18 protein-coding genes are annotated in these 13,793 nt (G+C 69.9%); 12 read left to right on the plus strand and 6 right to left on the minus strand.

Annotated features, from left to right (window positions below; all coding sequences use genetic code 11):
- Both JMF86_RS05915 and JMF86_RS05920 read right to left on the minus strand, forming a co-directional pair.
- The coding region (locus JMF86_RS05915; protein WP_201316801.1) for a DUF2242 domain-containing protein at window positions 1-758 on the minus strand (758 nt) is incomplete at its 3' end.
- 116 nt (window positions 759-874) lie between these two features.
- Window positions 875-1,768 (minus strand): LysR family transcriptional regulator, encoded by an 894-nt coding sequence (locus tag JMF86_RS05920; RefSeq protein ID WP_201316802.1) that lies wholly within the window; start codon window positions 1,766-1,768, stop codon window positions 875-877.
- Between the two features lie 110 nt (window positions 1,769-1,878).
- On the opposite strand from JMF86_RS05920, the gene JMF86_RS05925 reads away from it, so the two are divergent.
- Window positions 1,879-2,634 carry a TerC family protein gene (locus JMF86_RS05925; RefSeq protein WP_201316803.1) on the plus strand — a complete coding sequence of 252 codons (756 nt, stop codon included), beginning with the start codon at window positions 1,879-1,881 and terminating at the stop codon, window positions 2,632-2,634.
- A gap of 90 nt (window positions 2,635-2,724) precedes the next feature.
- Window positions 2,725-3,027: a zf-TFIIB domain-containing protein gene (locus tag JMF86_RS05930; protein ID WP_201316804.1), complete on the plus strand. Its 303-nt coding sequence runs from the start codon at window positions 2,725-2,727 to the stop codon at window positions 3,025-3,027.
- A 112-nt stretch (window positions 3,028-3,139) separates the two neighbouring features.
- Here JMF86_RS05930 and JMF86_RS05935 read toward each other — a convergent pair whose 3' ends face one another.
- Both JMF86_RS05935 and JMF86_RS05940 read right to left on the minus strand, forming a co-directional pair.
- Window positions 3,140-3,550: an Hsp20/alpha crystallin family protein gene (locus tag JMF86_RS05935; RefSeq protein WP_201316805.1), complete on the minus strand. Its 411-nt coding sequence runs from the start codon at window positions 3,548-3,550 to the stop codon at window positions 3,140-3,142.
- Window positions 3,551-3,566: 16 nt separating this feature from the next.
- Window positions 3,567-4,007: an Hsp20/alpha crystallin family protein gene (locus JMF86_RS05940; protein ID WP_011545059.1), complete on the minus strand. Its 441-nt coding sequence runs from the start codon at window positions 4,005-4,007 to the stop codon at window positions 3,567-3,569.
- 246 nt (window positions 4,008-4,253) lie between these two features.
- Between JMF86_RS05940 and JMF86_RS05945 the strand changes: the two genes are divergently transcribed.
- Entirely contained in the window at window positions 4,254-5,171 is a 918-nt protein-coding gene (locus JMF86_RS05945; protein ID WP_201316806.1) for a 3-hydroxyacyl-CoA dehydrogenase NAD-binding domain-containing protein, read from the plus strand.
- Between the two features lie 33 nt (window positions 5,172-5,204).
- On the opposite strand, the gene JMF86_RS05950 is transcribed toward JMF86_RS05945, so the two are convergent.
- Window positions 5,205-5,486, minus strand: a complete 282-nt coding sequence (locus JMF86_RS05950) for a DUF4148 domain-containing protein (protein ID WP_006476367.1) — start codon at window positions 5,484-5,486, stop codon at window positions 5,205-5,207.
- A gap of 161 nt (window positions 5,487-5,647) precedes the next feature.
- A complete protein-coding gene (locus JMF86_RS05955; RefSeq protein ID WP_012328224.1) occupies window positions 5,648-6,496 on the minus strand; it encodes a LysR substrate-binding domain-containing protein in 849 nt (282 codons plus the stop codon).
- A 329-nt stretch (window positions 6,497-6,825) separates the two neighbouring features.
- Here JMF86_RS05955 and madL point away from each other — a divergent pair, with 329 nt between their 5' ends.
- The 9 genes from madL to JMF86_RS06000 all read left to right on the plus strand — a co-directional run.
- On the plus strand, window positions 6,826-7,221 hold the full coding sequence (gene madL / locus JMF86_RS05960; RefSeq protein WP_006485307.1) for a malonate transporter subunit MadL: 396 nt from the start codon (window positions 6,826-6,828) through the stop codon (window positions 7,219-7,221).
- 11 nt (window positions 7,222-7,232) lie between these two features.
- The gene (madM, locus tag JMF86_RS05965; RefSeq protein ID WP_201316807.1) at window positions 7,233-8,000 is read left to right on the plus strand and encodes a malonate transporter subunit MadM; all 768 of its coding nucleotides are present in this window, start codon (window positions 7,233-7,235) and stop codon (window positions 7,998-8,000) included.
- Window positions 8,001-8,131: 131 nt separating this feature from the next.
- Window positions 8,132-9,778 (plus strand): malonate decarboxylase subunit alpha, encoded by a 1,647-nt coding sequence (mdcA, locus tag JMF86_RS05970; protein ID WP_027808884.1) that lies wholly within the window; start codon window positions 8,132-8,134, stop codon window positions 9,776-9,778.
- 10 nt (window positions 9,779-9,788) lie between these two features.
- On the plus strand, window positions 9,789-10,103 hold the full coding sequence (mdcC, locus tag JMF86_RS05975; RefSeq protein WP_006485317.1) for a malonate decarboxylase acyl carrier protein: 315 nt from the start codon (window positions 9,789-9,791) through the stop codon (window positions 10,101-10,103).
- Window positions 10,100-11,023, plus strand: a complete 924-nt coding sequence (locus JMF86_RS05980; protein ID WP_023477914.1) for a biotin-independent malonate decarboxylase subunit beta — start codon at window positions 10,100-10,102, stop codon at window positions 11,021-11,023. Before mdcC ends, JMF86_RS05980 begins: the two co-directional genes overlap by 4 nt.
- Window positions 11,024-11,102: 79 nt before the next feature.
- Window positions 11,103-11,810 carry a biotin-independent malonate decarboxylase subunit gamma gene (gene mdcE, locus JMF86_RS05985; protein ID WP_201316808.1) on the plus strand — a complete coding sequence of 236 codons (708 nt, stop codon included), beginning with the start codon at window positions 11,103-11,105 and terminating at the stop codon, window positions 11,808-11,810.
- Entirely contained in the window at window positions 11,797-12,465 is a 669-nt protein-coding gene (gene mdcG / locus JMF86_RS05990) for a malonate decarboxylase holo-[acyl-carrier-protein] synthase (RefSeq protein ID WP_201316809.1), read from the plus strand. Before mdcE ends, mdcG begins: the two co-directional genes overlap by 14 nt.
- Complete coding sequence (mdcB, locus tag JMF86_RS05995) at window positions 12,462-13,328, plus strand: triphosphoribosyl-dephospho-CoA synthase MdcB (protein WP_201316810.1); 867 nt, start codon at window positions 12,462-12,464, stop codon at window positions 13,326-13,328. Before mdcG ends, mdcB begins: the two co-directional genes overlap by 4 nt.
- Window positions 13,325-13,793, plus strand: a 469-nt coding sequence (locus JMF86_RS06000) for an acyltransferase domain-containing protein (protein WP_374039637.1), incomplete at its 3' end; no start/stop codon positions are given. The genes mdcB and JMF86_RS06000, both read left to right, overlap by 4 nt.

Below are 13,793 nucleotides of genomic sequence, written 5' to 3' on the forward strand. Positions count from 1 at the left end.
GCGGCCGGCGCCGCCACGGCCGATGCCGCGGCCGGCACGGCATTCGCGCCCGATCCAGGCGCGACCCCCGGCGCCGAAAGCGGCACCGGCGCCGCGGGCGGCGTCGGCACGACCGGTGTCGTCATCTTCAGCGGTTCGCCCTGCGGCGTCGGCGCGGGTTCGGGCAGCGGCGCGACGGGTTCCTTCTCGGCGGCCTTCACGGTTGCGCGGTCGCGGCGCGCCGGGTCGATCTTCAGGAAATGGTCGACGAGCGTGAAGAAGCGCTCATAGAACACGCCGGCGGGAATCGTCTCGCTCGCGGTCTTGACGAGCGCGTCGTCGCTCGACCCGATCGGCAGCGACAGCGAGCCGAACACGCTCAAGCCGACGCTGGCCGACGTATTCGACTTCTTCAGCGTATAGCGGTCCTGCACCGCGTTCACGTACGCGATGCTCGACGAGCCGTCCGCATTCGCGTCCGCGCACACGACGTGAAACTCGATCACGACGTGCATGTCGTTGCTCGGCTGGAAATTCTTGCTGCCGTCGACCGCGTCGTTGCGCGACGACGACACCACGTAGCCCTGGCTCAGCAGCGCGCGCCGCGCGGCCTCGCAGGCCGCGTCGGATTTCGAGTGGAACGTGTGCGCATACGGGCTGGTGGTCGCGTCGAACTGTTCCTGCTGGTAGATCGGCTTGGGCGGCGACGAGCATGCCGCCAGCACGGTCGCGACCGCGAGCGCGCACGAAACGGAAAACAGGCGAAATCGGTTGTGCATGGCGTCTTTCAGAAGGCTCGGCGAGAGGCGGCGCAACGGGAGTGCCCGGATTGATGCGCGCGCACATCTCGTATGGCCGGGGCGACATTATAGTTTCGTTTGATGTCGCGCTCGCTTCAGTCGGCCGGCGCGCCGCGCGCCGCGGCCAGCAATTGCGCCGTCAGCGGATGATGTTCGCCGCGCCGGGAGCGGATCGCGTGGATCTCCTCGGTCACGTCGCCCGCGCGCCCGAGCCGCCTGAGCCCGCGCAGCAGCGACGCATCGTTCGCGCCGAGTTCGCTCAGTGGAAACACGCCGAGGCCGCGCGCCGCGAACACGGCCATCAGCGCGCTGTCCTCGAATTCGCCGGCCACGCGCGGCACGATCCGCTCGCTTTCCAGCCATCGGTCGAGATGGGCGCGCAATGCCGAATGCGCGGTCGGCAGCAGCACCGGCAGCTCGGCCAGACATTGCGGAAAGCGCTGGCGCGCGGCCGGCGTGACGAGTGCCGCGGGCCCGTACCAGTCGACCGGCGACGCGACGAGCCGCTCGCTCGTCACGCGCAGGTTCGACCCGGACGGCGCGCCCTGACCGGCCAGCACGAGATCCAGATGATGCAGCGCGAGTTCCGCGAGCAGCGCGTCGTGCTCGCCCTCGTGGCACAGCAGGCGCAGTGTGGGCGTGTCGAGCACCGGGGCGAGGATCGCGTGCGCGGCAAGCTTGGAGATGCCGTCCGCGAGGCCGACCGCGAGCCGCACGGTCGGCTGGCTGGCCGCCGCGCGCACGTCGTCGGGAATCAGCCGGCCCATCTCGAAGATGATTTCCGCGCGTGCAAAGGCGGCCTGCCCGGCGTCGGTCATCGCGACACCGCGCCCGGCGGGGCGCAGTAGCTGGTGCCCGAGCGATTTCTCCAGTTCGCGCACCTGCGCGCTGATCGTCTGCACGGCCATGTCGAGCCGCTCGGCCGCACGCGCGAAGCCGCCTTCCTTCACCACGACCCAGAAATAGTACAGATGTCGGAAATTGAGCATCGGCGCGCGATATATCGAAAAAACCGAACCTAAAGTCAGATTCTCTCTGATTTTTGCGAAGTTCGGGGCGTCATATCATCAGGCTTTCCACTTTCGTATCGGCCCCGCCCATGGACTACCTGCTGACGCTTGCCACCGACCCCGCCGTCTGGGCCGCGCTCCTGACGCTCGTCGTGATGGAAGTCGTGCTCGGCATCGACAACCTGATCTTCATCTCGATCCTCAGCAACAAGCTGCCCGAAGCGCAGCGCGCCCGCACGCAGCGCCTCGGCATCGCGCTCGCGCTGGTGATGCGCCTCGCGCTGCTCGGCAGCGTCGCGTGGATCGCGAGCCTGACCGAACCCGTGTTCACGCTGTTCGACCATGCGTTCTCGTGGCGCGACATGATCCTGCTGTCGGGCGGTCTGTTCCTCGTGTGGAAGGCGACCACCGAGATTCATCACCACGTGTCGCACGACGGCGACGGCGCGGGTGGGGCCGCCGGCGCGGCCGGCCTGACGGTGTGGGCCGCGATCGGCCAGATCGTGATGCTCGACATCGTGTTCTCGATCGACAGCATCGTGACCGCGATCGGCATGACCGAGCACGTTCCGATCATGTTCGTCGCGGTGATCGTCGCCGTGAGCGTGATGCTGTTCGCCGCGCAGCCGCTCGCACGCTTCATCGACCGCAACCCGACGATCGTGATGCTCGCGCTGTCGTTCCTGGTCGTGATCGGCATGACGCTGATCGCCGAAGGGTTCGGTTCGCACGTGCCGAAGGGGTACATCTACGCGGCGATGGCGTTCTCGGCGTTCGTCGAGGGCATGAACATGCTGGCGCGGCGGGCCAAGGCGAAGCGGGCGGCGCAGGTGACGCGCGACTGAGCGGGCGGGCGTGATACCGGCCGCTGTGGCGGCCGGCTCGCGCACCTCATATGGAATCCGGATGAAATTCGCACGGAAAGGAGAAACGCGATGAAATGCCCTGTCTGCAAGACACCCGACCTGCTGATGGCCGAGCGCCAGTCGATCGAGATCGACTACTGCCCGACCTGCCGCGGCGTATGGCTCGATCGCGGCGAACTCGACAAGCTGATCGCCCGCGAAACTGGTGACGCGCCGGCGCGACGCGACACGGCGCCAGTGCAGCACGATGCGCACGCGCCGCGCGGCCGCGACGACGGCTGGGGGCGCGACGGCCGCTCGCACGACGAGCGTGACCGGCGCGACGGCCGGCGTCGCAAGAAGTCGGTGTTCGACCTGTTCGATTTCGATTGAAGCGGCAGTCCGCGTGCCTGAATGCGCGCGGCCCGATGCAAAAAAGCCCCGCCCGGCATCGCGCCGGAGCGGGGCTTTTTCATGCGCGTCACGTCAGGACGCGCGTCGACGCTCACGCATTGCCGGCCGTCACGTCGATGCGGCGCGGGCGTGTTTCCTCGCGGCGCGGGATCGTCAGCGTCAGCACGCCGTCGTGCAGGTTCGCGTCGATCCGCGACGTGTCGAGGTCGGCGCTCAGCACGAACGACCGTGCATAGCGCGTCGAACGGATTTCCGCGTGCCGCACGCGCAGGTCGGCCGCCGTGTCGAACTGCGTCGCGGCTTCGATCGTCAGCGTGTTGTCGTGCACCTTCACGTCGAGATTCTCGCGCGGCACGCCGGGCAGGTCGGCGCGCAGCGTGACGCCGTGTTGATCCTCGACGATGTCGACGGACGGGGTGATCGCGGGCCGGCGCGCGGCTTCCGCGGCGGCCGGGTGAACGGGGGTGGTTTGGCGTTCGGCCAGGGTCGGGTTCGTGTTCATGTCGGTATCCTGAAGGTTACTGAATGGTGATCGCACGCGGCTTCGAGGCCTCGCGCCGGCCGACGCGAATCAGCAGGCAGCCGTTTTCGTAGCGGGCGCTGACCTGGTCGGGGTCCGCATCGCGCGGCAGTTCGACCACGCGGCGGAATGCGCCGTGAAAGCGCTCCTGTGCATAGGTGCGCACGTCGTCGCCTTCGGTGCGCGGCGCCGGTTTGCGCTCGCCGCTGATCGTCAGCAGATCCTTGTCGATCGATACGTCGAAGTCGGCCGCGGCCATGCCGGGTGCGAACGCGACGATCTCGATCGCGTCGTCGGTCGCGCCGACGTTGAGGGCGGGAAACGCGCCGGCGCGCCCCGCACGGATGCCCGACGGGCGTTCGCCGAGCAGGCTCGCCATCTGCCGCTGCACGCGGGCGAATTCGTCGAACAGATCGTTGCCGAAATGGATACCGCTCATGTTGGTCCTCCTGAACAGGGAACGCGGGAGACGTGACCGCGCGTCGCCTGCGGCGGGCGCGACGGGTGGCTCCACTGGGTCGATACGGGGGCGGTGCGTGGCATGCGGCACTGCCCGACGACGCTTAATTAGTGGCCGTCGCCGCGCATTTCAAGAGGGAATCTGCAGTCCGCGTCGACGCCTGCGCGCGGGATTCGATGCGACAATCGCCGCGGCATATCCGCAGACCAACCACACGGGACAACCATGGACATTCGACGTATCGCGATCGTCGGCGCCGGCGTGATCGGCGCAAGCTGGGCCGCTTTCTACCTGACGCAGGGCTTCGACGTCGTCGCGACCGACCCGGCCCCGCAGGCCGATGCACGGCTGCGCGACGCGCTCGCCGCATTCCTCGGCGAGCGGGCCGCCGAGCTTTCCGCGCGGCTGTCGTTCGACGCCGATCCCGTGCGCGCGCTCGACGGCGTCGATTTCGTGCAGGAGAACGGCCCCGAGCGACTCGACCTGAAGCGTGCGCTCTATCGCCAGATGGACGACGTGCTGCCCGCGCACGTGCCGATCGCGTCGAGCTCGTCGGGCCTGAAGATGTCCGAGATCCAGACGGCCTGCGCGAAGCATCCGGAACGCTGCCTGATCGCGCATCCGTTCAATCCGCCGCACCTGATCCCGCTCGTCGAGCTGGTCGGGGGCGACGCGACCAGCCAGGACGTGATCGCGCGCGTGAAGCAGTTCTACGATGCGCTCGGCAAGCAGACGATCGTGCTGAACAAGGAGATGACCGGCCACGTCGCGAACCGGCTTGCGGCCGCGCTGTTCCGCGAGGTGTATCACCTGGTCGGCGAAGGCGTCGTGAGCGTCGCCGATGCGGACAAGGCCGTCGCGTGGGGGCCGGGCCTGCGCTGGGGGCTGATGGGGCAGTGCCTGACCTATCACCTCGGCGGCGGCGCGGGCGGGATCGCGCACTTCCTCGAACACCTGTCGGGGCCGATCACGAGCTGGTGGGACGACCTCGGCACGCCGTCGTTCGATCCGGAGGTCGATCGCAAGCTGACCGACGAGCTGCGCACGATCCAGGGCGAGCGCTCGATGCAGGCACTGGCAGCGGAGCGCGATCGGCTGCTCGTCGAACTGATCGACGCACGACGCCGCAGCTTCCTGCCCTGATCCTGATCCGGTCGCGCGCAGTGGCGCCACCGGTCATTGCTGCGACGTCGCCTGGCTGGCGGGCGGCACGTGGGCCAGCCAGGCCGGGCTCGCGGCCTGCACGAGTTCGCGGTTGCGTGCGCGGGTCGCGGCGTTCGGCGGATAGTTGCCGTCGTTGGTCGGCAGTTCGCCGTCGAGATAGGCCTGCTTGAGCTGGTCGATGACTTCCGCGCGCGTCAGGCCCTGCGCGGGGGCCGACGCGTCGGTCTGGGCAAAGGCGGGGGACAGCAGCGCGGCTGCGGCGGTCGCGACGGCGAATCGCAGGACGTTTTTCATGGCGGGCTCCGATCAAGGGGACGGGGTACCGGACGCGCGCGGCGATGCGCGGTGCGTTCGGATGGGTCCCATTGTCGCGAGCGGGTGCTGCGCGGACGATGACGCGTTGCGGGCAAAGCTGTCAGGTGCGGGCGCGTCCGCGTGACTTGAGCGCGGTGCCGTTACAACTCGGCCGCCGCCGTGATCAGCGTGGCTTCCAGCGCGAGCGTGGAGCGCGACGCGGCCGCCGGGCGATCGATCACGTATTCGAGTTCGCCGAGTTCCGGCAGCCCTGCGTCGAGCCGCGCGAGCCCGGCCGGGATCACGTAGCCGGCGAACGCGCTGACGCCGAGCCCCGCGCTCGCGGCCGCCCGCAGCACCGCGATGCTGCTGCTCACGACGGCGATCCGGTAAGGGCGCCCGACGGCTTCGAGCGATTCGAGCACGCGGCGGCGCGACACGCTCGGCTCCGGATGCATCGCGAGCGGCAGCACGGCCTCGTGGCCGGTGATCCGCGAATCGGGGCCGGTGCACCAGTACAGCGGTTCGCTGCGGATCACGCGGCCGCGCCGGCTGCCGGCGATGCGTTTCGCGAACACGAGATCGTGCCGGCCTTCGTCGAGCGCGTCGAACAGGTCGCCCGACAGCCCGGTCGAGATCGCGAGCTCGACGTCCGGGTTGCGCTGCACGAAGCTCGCGAGCGCGGCCGTCAGGTGCGCCGACGCGAAATCCTCCGACATTGCGAGCCGCACCTTGCCCGACAGCGGCGGCCCGCAGACCGACGTGACGGCCTCGTCCATCAGTTCGAGGATGCGCACCGCGTAGCGGAACAGCGCGTCGCCGTGCTGCGACAGGTGCACGTTGCGCGTGTCGCGCTCGAACAGCGGCCGGTCGAGCAGCTCCTCGAGGCGGCGGATATGCTGGCTGACGGTCGATTGCGACAGGTTCACGCGCTCGGACGCGGCGGTGAAGCTGCCGGACTGGGCGACGGCGACGAAGCTGCGCAGCAGTTCGGGCGGTAACGGACGCATTGCTAAATCCACTGAATCGGTTTCGACAACTTCATAAATGGCCGGATTATGCGGCGCTAGTATCGGATCACGCGCCAGTGCGGCCTCCGCCAACGAGGGGCACCGGACGCGTAGCCCGTGTCGCGCCGCCGGCTGCATCGGTCAGTCTAAGCCATCCGGCGTCCGGCCCGAATCCGCATCATCCCATCGACCCCGAGAACGTGCTCGCACGACGAGCCGCCGGGCCGCGGCGCCCCGCCGCAGGAGACAGACAGTCCGCCCGGGATCGGCGTGCGGGCCTGACTCCCGCATGCGTCAGGCGCCCGTCACGAAGAGACTGGAGACGACTCATGATCATCTACGGAACCGCGCTGCTGGCGTTCTGCCACCTGGCCGGACTGTTCCTCGGCGACCTGCTCGGCAGCGCGATCGGCGTGAAGACCAACGTCGGCGGCGTCGGCATCGCGATGCTGCTGCTGATCTGCCTGCGCCTGTGGCTGCACCGGCGCGGCTGGCTGCCGAAGGAGACCGAGGCGGGCGTCGGTTTCTGGGGCGCGATGTACATCCCGGTCGTCGTCGCGATGGCCGCGAACCAGAACGTCGTCGCCGCGCTCAAGGGCGGGCCGGTCGCGCTGCTGGCCGCCGTCGGCGCGGTCGCGATCTGCGCATGCTGCATTGCGGTACTCGCGCGCACGGGGCGCGACGACACGGCCTTCGCGGGCGTGCCGCAATTCGAAGAACAATAACGGAGGCCGCCATGCTGCAGATGCTCGAAAAAACCGTCGCCCACAACGGGCTCGTCGCGTCGTTCGCGCTGGTCGGCCTGATCATGTGGCTGTCGTCGATCGCGTCGCGCAAGCTCACGTTCGGCCGCGTGCACGGCTCGGCGATCGCGATCGTCATCGGTCTCGTGCTCGCCTACGTCGGCGGCGCATTCACCGGCGGCGAGAAGGGGCTGGCCGACGTCAAGCTGTTCGCCGGTATCGGCCTGATGGGCGGCGCGATGCTGCGCGATTTCGCGATCGTCGCGACCGCGTTCGAAGTACAGCCGACCGAGGCGCGCAAGGCCGGGCTCGTCGGTATCGTGTCGCTGCTGCTCGGCACCGTGCTGCCGTTCATCGTCGGCGCGTGCGTCGCGCGCGCGTTCGGCTACACCGACGCGGTCAGCATGACGACGATCGGCGCGGGCGCCGTCACCTATATCGTCGGGCCCGTCACCGGCGCGGCGATCGGTGCGAGCTCCGACGTGATCGCGCTCAGCATCGCGACCGGGCTCGTGAAGGCGATCATCGTGATGGTCGGCACGCCGGTCGCGGCCAATTTCATGGGCCTGAAAACGCCGCGCTCCGCGATGATCTTCGGCGGGCTGGCCGGCACCGTCAGCGGCGTGAGCGCGGGCCTTGCCGCGACCGATCGCCGGCTCGTGCCGTACGGTGCGCTGGTCGCGACGTTCCATACCGGCGTCGGCTGCCTGCTCGGGCCGTCGGTACTGTTCTTCACGACGCGCGCGCTGGTCGGCGCGTAGGGCCCTGCGACGCGGCCCGCGCGCGGGCCGCATCCATCGCCGCGTCCTCTGAGTCGCATTCTGCAACATCATCAATCGGCGGCGGCGCCAGGCTTAGAATGCCGCTGAACCCTCGAAGCGGAGAACTGTTCATGACCGGATGGAATCACGCGCGGCAGGCGCGCGATGCACGCCTCGCGGCCGGCGCGGCATACGCGCAGGGCAAGCGGGTCGATGCGCGCGACACCGTCGCGTTGCTCGAAGCGGTGCTGCGGCCCGGCGATCGCGTGTGCCTCGAAGGCGACAACCAGAAGCAGGCCGATCTGCTCGCCACCGCGCTCGCCGACGTCGACAGCGCGAAGATCCACGACCTGCACATGGTGCAGTCGGGCGTCGTGCTGCCCGAGCATCTCGACGTGTTCGAGCGCGGCATCGCGAAGCGGCTCGACTTCGCGTATTCGGGCCCGCAGTCGCAGCGCATCGCGAAGCTGCTGTTCGGCGGCAAGATTGCGCTCGGCGCGGTGCATACCTATCTCGAACTGTTCGCCCGCTACTTCATCGACCTCACGCCGCAGGTCGCGCTGATCGCGGCCGTGAGCGCCGATCGCGACGGCAACCTGTACACGGGCCCGAACACCGAGGACACGCCGACCGTCGTCGAGGCGACCGCGTTCAAGGACGGCATCGTGATCGCGCAGGTCGACCGCATCGTCGACAAGGTGCCGCGCGTCGACATCCCGGGCGACCGCGTGCATTTCGTCGTCGAGGCCGGCCGGCCGTTCTACGTCGAGCCGCTGTTCACGCGTGATCCGGCCGCGATCACCGAAACGCAGATCCTCACCGCGATGCTCGCGATCAAGGGCATCTACGAGCCGTACGGGATCAAGCGCCTGAACCACGGGATCGGCTTCAACACGGCCGCGATCGAGCTGCTGCTGCCGACCTACGGCGCGAAGCTCGGGCTGAAGGGCAAGGTCTGCACGCACTGGGCGCTCAATCCGCACCCGACGCTGATTCCCGCGATCGAATCGGGCTGGGTCGAGCAGGTCCACTGCTTCGGCTCCGAGGTCGGGATGGACGACTACATCCGCGCGCGCTCCGACGTGTGGTTCACGGGCCCCGACGGGTCGCTGCGCTCGAACCGGGCGTTCTGCCAGACGGCCGGCCTCTATGCGTGCGACATGTTCATCGGCTCGACGCTGCAGATCGACCTGTCCGGCCATTCGTCGACGGTCACCGCCGAGCGGATCGCCGGCTTCGGCGGCGCGCCGAACATGGGCAGCGACGCGCGCGGCCGACGCCATCCGAGCGAGCCGTGGCTGAAGGCCGGCGCGGAAGCCGACCCGGACACGCCGGCGGCGCTGCGGCGCGGCCGCAAGCTGGTCGTGCAGATCGGCGAGACGTTCGGCGACAAGAACGTGCCGATGTTCGTCGAGAAGCTCGACGCGCTGAAGCTCGCCGACAAGCTGCAGCTCGACCTCGCGCCGATCATGGTCTACGGCGACGACGTCACGCACATCGTCACCGAGGAAGGGATCGCGAACCTGCTGATGTGCCGCGACAAGGACGAACGCGAGCACGCGATTCGCGGCGTCGCCGGCTATACCGACGTCGGCCGCGGCCGCGACAAGAAGCTGGTCGAGCGGCTGCGCGAACGCGGCGTGATCCGTCGCCCGGAGGATCTCGGTATCGATCCGCTCGACGCCGACCGCCGCTGGCTCGCCGCGCGGTCGATCAAGGATCTGGTGCACTGGTCGGGCGGGCTCTATGCGCCGCCGGCCCGGTTCCGCAACTGGTGAGGAAGAGGGCATGGAACAGTTGAACTATCGCTTCACCGCGCGCGAACGCGCGAAGGGCGAGCAGGCCGCGGCGCTCGTCGGCGTGGTCGCGTCCGGCAATCTCGAAGTGCTGGTCGAACGCGTGCTGCCCGGCAATGAATGCGAGATCGACATCCGCACCGCGGCCGTCGGTTTCGGCGCGGTCTGGCAGGCGGTCGTATCGGATTTCGTCGAACGGCGCACGCCGGGCGGCCTGAAGCTGTCGATCAACGACGGCGGCGCGCGGCCCGACATGGTGTCGCTGCGGCTCGCGCAGGCCGTGCGCGCGATCGAGGGAGACGCATGATGAGCGACGTGATCCACGATGCGCCGGCGTTCGTCGCGAACGCGGCGAGCTGGTACGAAGCGTCGGCGCGGCAACGCATCGACGGGTTGCTCGACGCGGGCAGCTTCACGGAATTCCTCGGGCCGGCCGAGCGCGTGACGAGTCCGCACCTGCCGCTGTTCGCGCTGCCGCAGCAGTTCGACGACGGGATGGTGGTCGGCCACGGCCGGCTCGACGGCAAGCCGGTGTTCGTCGCCGCGCAGGAGGGCCGCTTCATGGGCGGCGCGTTCGGCGAGGTGCACGGCGCGAAACTCACCGGGTTGCTGCGCGCCGCGCGTGACGTCGGCAAGCCGGTGCTGATCCTGTTCGACACGGGCGGCGTGCGGTTGCAGGAAGCGAATGCGGGCGAGCTCGCGATCGCCGAGATCATGCGTGCGCTCGTCGAAGCGCGGGCGGCCGGCGTGCCGGTGATCGGGCTGATCGGCGGGCGCGCGGGCTGCTACGGCGGCGGCGGGTTGCTCGCCGCGTGCTGTTCGGCGCTCGCGGTGTCGGAGCAGGGGCGCATCAGCGTGTCGGGGCCTGAAGTGATCGAGACCAATCGCGGCGTCGAGGAATTCGACTCGAAGGATCGCGCACTGATCTGGCGCACGATGGGCGGCAAGCATCGCCGCTTGATCGGCGGCGCCGATCGTTACGTGGCCGATACGCCGGACGCGTTTCGCGCGGCCGCGCTCGACCTGATCGGCCGCGCGCCGACGTTCGATGCGGCGATGCTGCGTGAGGAACAGGCGCGTCTCGAAGCACGGATCGAGCGGTTCGGCGGCTGCCAGGATGCGCTCGACGTGTGGCGTGCGCTCGGGGCCGACGCGCCGGAAGCGATTCCGGGCATGCCCGACGACGAATTCGCGAAGCTCGCCGACCAGTTACAGGAGCAGAAATGAAACGACCCCCACGCTCACTTCGTTCGCTGCCCCCCGAGGGGGCGCCTGCCTCCCTTGGGGCGGCCCGGCGGGAGGCAGCATGACGCTCGATGAAGTACTGAACTCGCTGTTTCCCGCGGGCCATTCGATTGCGCGCAATGGAGGCTTGCTGACGGGCCACGCGGAACTGACCGGCACGCGCGTCGACGTGATCGGCGTGGCCGACCGCCTGCCGTTCGGCATCGACGAGGCGCTGACGCTCGCGTCGCGGGTGCTCGACACGGTCGCACGCGGCGGCGACACGCCGATCCTCGTGCTGGTCGACAGCGACAGCCAGCGGATGAGCAAGCGCGACGAACTGCTGGGCCTGAACGAAGGGCTGTCGCATCTCGCCAAATGCCTGATGCACGCGGATCTCGCCGGACACCGGACGATCGGCGTGCTGTACGGCCACACGGCCGCCGGCGCGTTCATCGCGACTGCGCTCGCGACGCGCACGCTGCTCGCGGTGCCGGGCGCCGAGCCGGAGGTGATGGACCTGCCGTCGATGTCGCGCGTGACCAAGCTGCCGATCGACGTGCTGAAGGAGATGGCGCGTTCGACACCGGTGTTCGCGCCGGGCCTCGACAACCTCGTGAAGATGGGCGCCGTCGACGCCGTGCTCGATCCGTCCCGCGCGCTCGACGCGCAGGTCGGCGAATGGCTCGGCAAGCCGGCCGAGCGCATCGACCGGCGCGCGGCGCGCGGCCGGCCGGTCGCGACCGACGTCGCCGCCCGCGTCGAGGCACTCGCGCGTGCCGCACGCTGAGCTGCCGCTGCGCCGCCATACGCTCGTCACGCTGACGGCGGGCGGGTGGGGCGCGGCATTCGCCCGCGACCCCGCGCTCGCGGGTGATTCGCTCGTGCGCGCATGGGCCGAACGCGGTTGGCCGCTGATCGTGCGTCGCGCGTCGCCGGACGAAGCCGATGCCGGCCGCGTGCCGCTCGGCCTGCCGCTGCCGCCGTCGGCGGGCAAGCGGCGCATCGCGCTGAACGTGGCCGCCGACGCGCTCGCGACGGTCGGCCCGCTGCCGACCTTGACGGACGTGCTCGCCGCCGCGCCCGCCGCGTGGCGTGCGCCATTGCGCGAACTCGATGCACTCGGCGCGCGCTGCGGCGTGCAGGGCCGCGTGTTCGGCAGCCTCGCGTGGCAGGCGCTGACGGGCGAGCCTTACCTGAGCGCATCATCCGATCTCGACATCGTGTTTCCGTTGCCGGACCCCGTGTTGCTCGTACCGTTGCTCGACGGTCTCGCGGCGATCGACGCGCGTGCGCCGATGCGCATCGACGGCGAACTGCTGCGCGACGACGGTGCGGGTGTCAACTGGCGCGAACTGCATGCGCGCTTGCCCGAAGTCGCGGTGAAGACCGAGATTGCGGTCGAATTGATGCGCGCCGACGCCTTCATCGGAGGCCCGCGATGAATGCACGGGCTGCCTGCCGCGTAGCGGCGCCGTCCGACGCCGAACGCATCGCGGCGCTGGCCGAGCGCAGCCTCGTGCTCGAGATCGACACCTATCCGAAGCCGGGCCTCGTCAGTCACGTCGACACCGGCAGTCACGCGGACATGGATGTCGCGACGTTCGCGCGCAGCGCCGCCGTGCTGCGGCCGTACTTCGCGGAACTCGCCGATGCGGGCGCCCGCGACGCGGACATGGCCGTGCTGCGCAAGATCGGCCTGCGTGCCGAGCACGCGATGCTTGCCGCGACCGGCGGCGTCAATACGCATCGCGGCGCGATCTTCGGGCTCGGGCTGCTGTGCGCGGCCGCCGGACGGTGCGCGCTGCCGGGCGCGGTGCCGGCCGAAATGACGCTCGGCGCGTTCGTATCGCGCCGCTGGGGCGTCGAGATCCTCGGCGGCCCGCGTTTGCCGGACAGCCACGGCGAGTGCGCCAGCCGCCGCTACGGTGTGGGCGGTGCGCGTCGCGAGGCGGCCGACGGCTTTCCGACTGTGTACGCGGTCGGATTGCCCGCGCTGCGCGGCGCCCAGCGCGACTTGCCGGACGATCCGGAAGCCGCGCGGGTCGCCGCGTGCTTCGCACTGATCGCCGCGCTCGACGACACGAATCTGCTACACCGGGGCGGGCAGGCCGGCCTCGATTTCGCCCGCGCGACCGCCCGTGCCTTCATCGCGCGCGGCGGCGTGCGGGCGCTCGACTGGCGGCTGCGCGCGGCAGCCGCGCATCGGGCATTCGTCGCACGCCGGCTGAGCCCGGGCGGGGCGGCCGACCTGCTCGCGATGAGCGTGTTCGTCGATACGCTCGAAGTCGAAGGGCGCGCGCGATGACGCTGGCCATCCTGTGCTCGGGGCAAGGCGCGCAGCGCGCCGACATGTTCGATCTGACCGGGTCGGCGCCGCAGGCCCACGCATTGTTCGCGCATGCGGGCCGGCTGCTCGGCGACGATCCACGCACGTGGGTCCGGCAGGCCGGGCCCGATGCGCTGCGGGAAAACCGGGCCGCGCAGATCCTCTGCACGGTCCAGGCGCTCGCGGCGGCCGCGCTGCTCGATGCGGTGTGGCCGCGCCGGCGCTGCGTCGCCGGCTACAGCGTCGGCGAGGTCGGCTCGTGGAGCGTCGCGGGGATGATCGACCCGCACGACGCGCTCGACCTGGCCGATGCGCGTGCACGCGCGATGGATGCCGCAAGCGGCGGCGACGAGCGGATGGTGTTCGTGCGCGGCCTGGCGCGTTCGCAACTGGCGCAGCTGTGCGACGGTCGCGACGCGGCCATCGCGATCGCGAACCCGGGCG

The organism is Burkholderia sp. E168m15 (assembly GCF_016586105.1).
Classification (GTDB): domain Bacteria; phylum Pseudomonadota; class Gammaproteobacteria; order Burkholderiales; family Burkholderiaceae; genus Burkholderia; species Burkholderia orbicola.

What these genes read in the sequence shown, in the direction of transcription:
- madL (WP_006485307.1), top strand. Translation starts at nt 6,826, where the DNA reads ATGATCATCTACGGAACCGCGCTGCTGGCGTTCTGCCACCTGGCCGGA.
- JMF86_RS05950 (WP_006476367.1), bottom strand. Translation starts at nt 5,486, where the DNA reads ATGAAAAACGTCCTGCGATTCGCCGTCGCGACCGCCGCAGCCGCGCTG.
- JMF86_RS05935 (WP_201316805.1), bottom strand. Translation starts at nt 3,550, where the DNA reads ATGAACACGAACCCGACCCTGGCCGAACGCCAAACCACCCCCGTTCAC.
- JMF86_RS05945 (WP_201316806.1), top strand. Translation starts at nt 4,254, where the DNA reads ATGGACATTCGACGTATCGCGATCGTCGGCGCCGGCGTGATCGGCGCA.
- mdcE (WP_201316808.1), top strand. Translation starts at nt 11,103, where the DNA reads ATGACGCTCGATGAAGTACTGAACTCGCTGTTTCCCGCGGGCCATTCG.
- mdcA (WP_027808884.1), top strand. Translation starts at nt 8,132, where the DNA reads ATGACCGGATGGAATCACGCGCGGCAGGCGCGCGATGCACGCCTCGCG.
- JMF86_RS05940 (WP_011545059.1), bottom strand. Translation starts at nt 4,007, where the DNA reads ATGAGCGGTATCCATTTCGGCAACGATCTGTTCGACGAATTCGCCCGC.
- JMF86_RS05925 (WP_201316803.1), top strand. Translation starts at nt 1,879, where the DNA reads ATGGACTACCTGCTGACGCTTGCCACCGACCCCGCCGTCTGGGCCGCG.
- JMF86_RS05930 (WP_201316804.1), top strand. Translation starts at nt 2,725, where the DNA reads ATGAAATGCCCTGTCTGCAAGACACCCGACCTGCTGATGGCCGAGCGC.
- mdcB (WP_201316810.1), top strand. Translation starts at nt 12,462, where the DNA reads ATGAATGCACGGGCTGCCTGCCGCGTAGCGGCGCCGTCCGACGCCGAA.
- mdcC (WP_006485317.1), top strand. Translation starts at nt 9,789, where the DNA reads ATGGAACAGTTGAACTATCGCTTCACCGCGCGCGAACGCGCGAAGGGC.
- JMF86_RS05980 (WP_023477914.1), top strand. Translation starts at nt 10,100, where the DNA reads ATGATGAGCGACGTGATCCACGATGCGCCGGCGTTCGTCGCGAACGCG.
- JMF86_RS05920 (WP_201316802.1), bottom strand. Translation starts at nt 1,768, where the DNA reads ATGCTCAATTTCCGACATCTGTACTATTTCTGGGTCGTGGTGAAGGAA.
- madM (WP_201316807.1), top strand. Translation starts at nt 7,233, where the DNA reads ATGCTGCAGATGCTCGAAAAAACCGTCGCCCACAACGGGCTCGTCGCG.
- JMF86_RS05955 (WP_012328224.1), bottom strand. Translation starts at nt 6,496, where the DNA reads ATGCGTCCGTTACCGCCCGAACTGCTGCGCAGCTTCGTCGCCGTCGCC.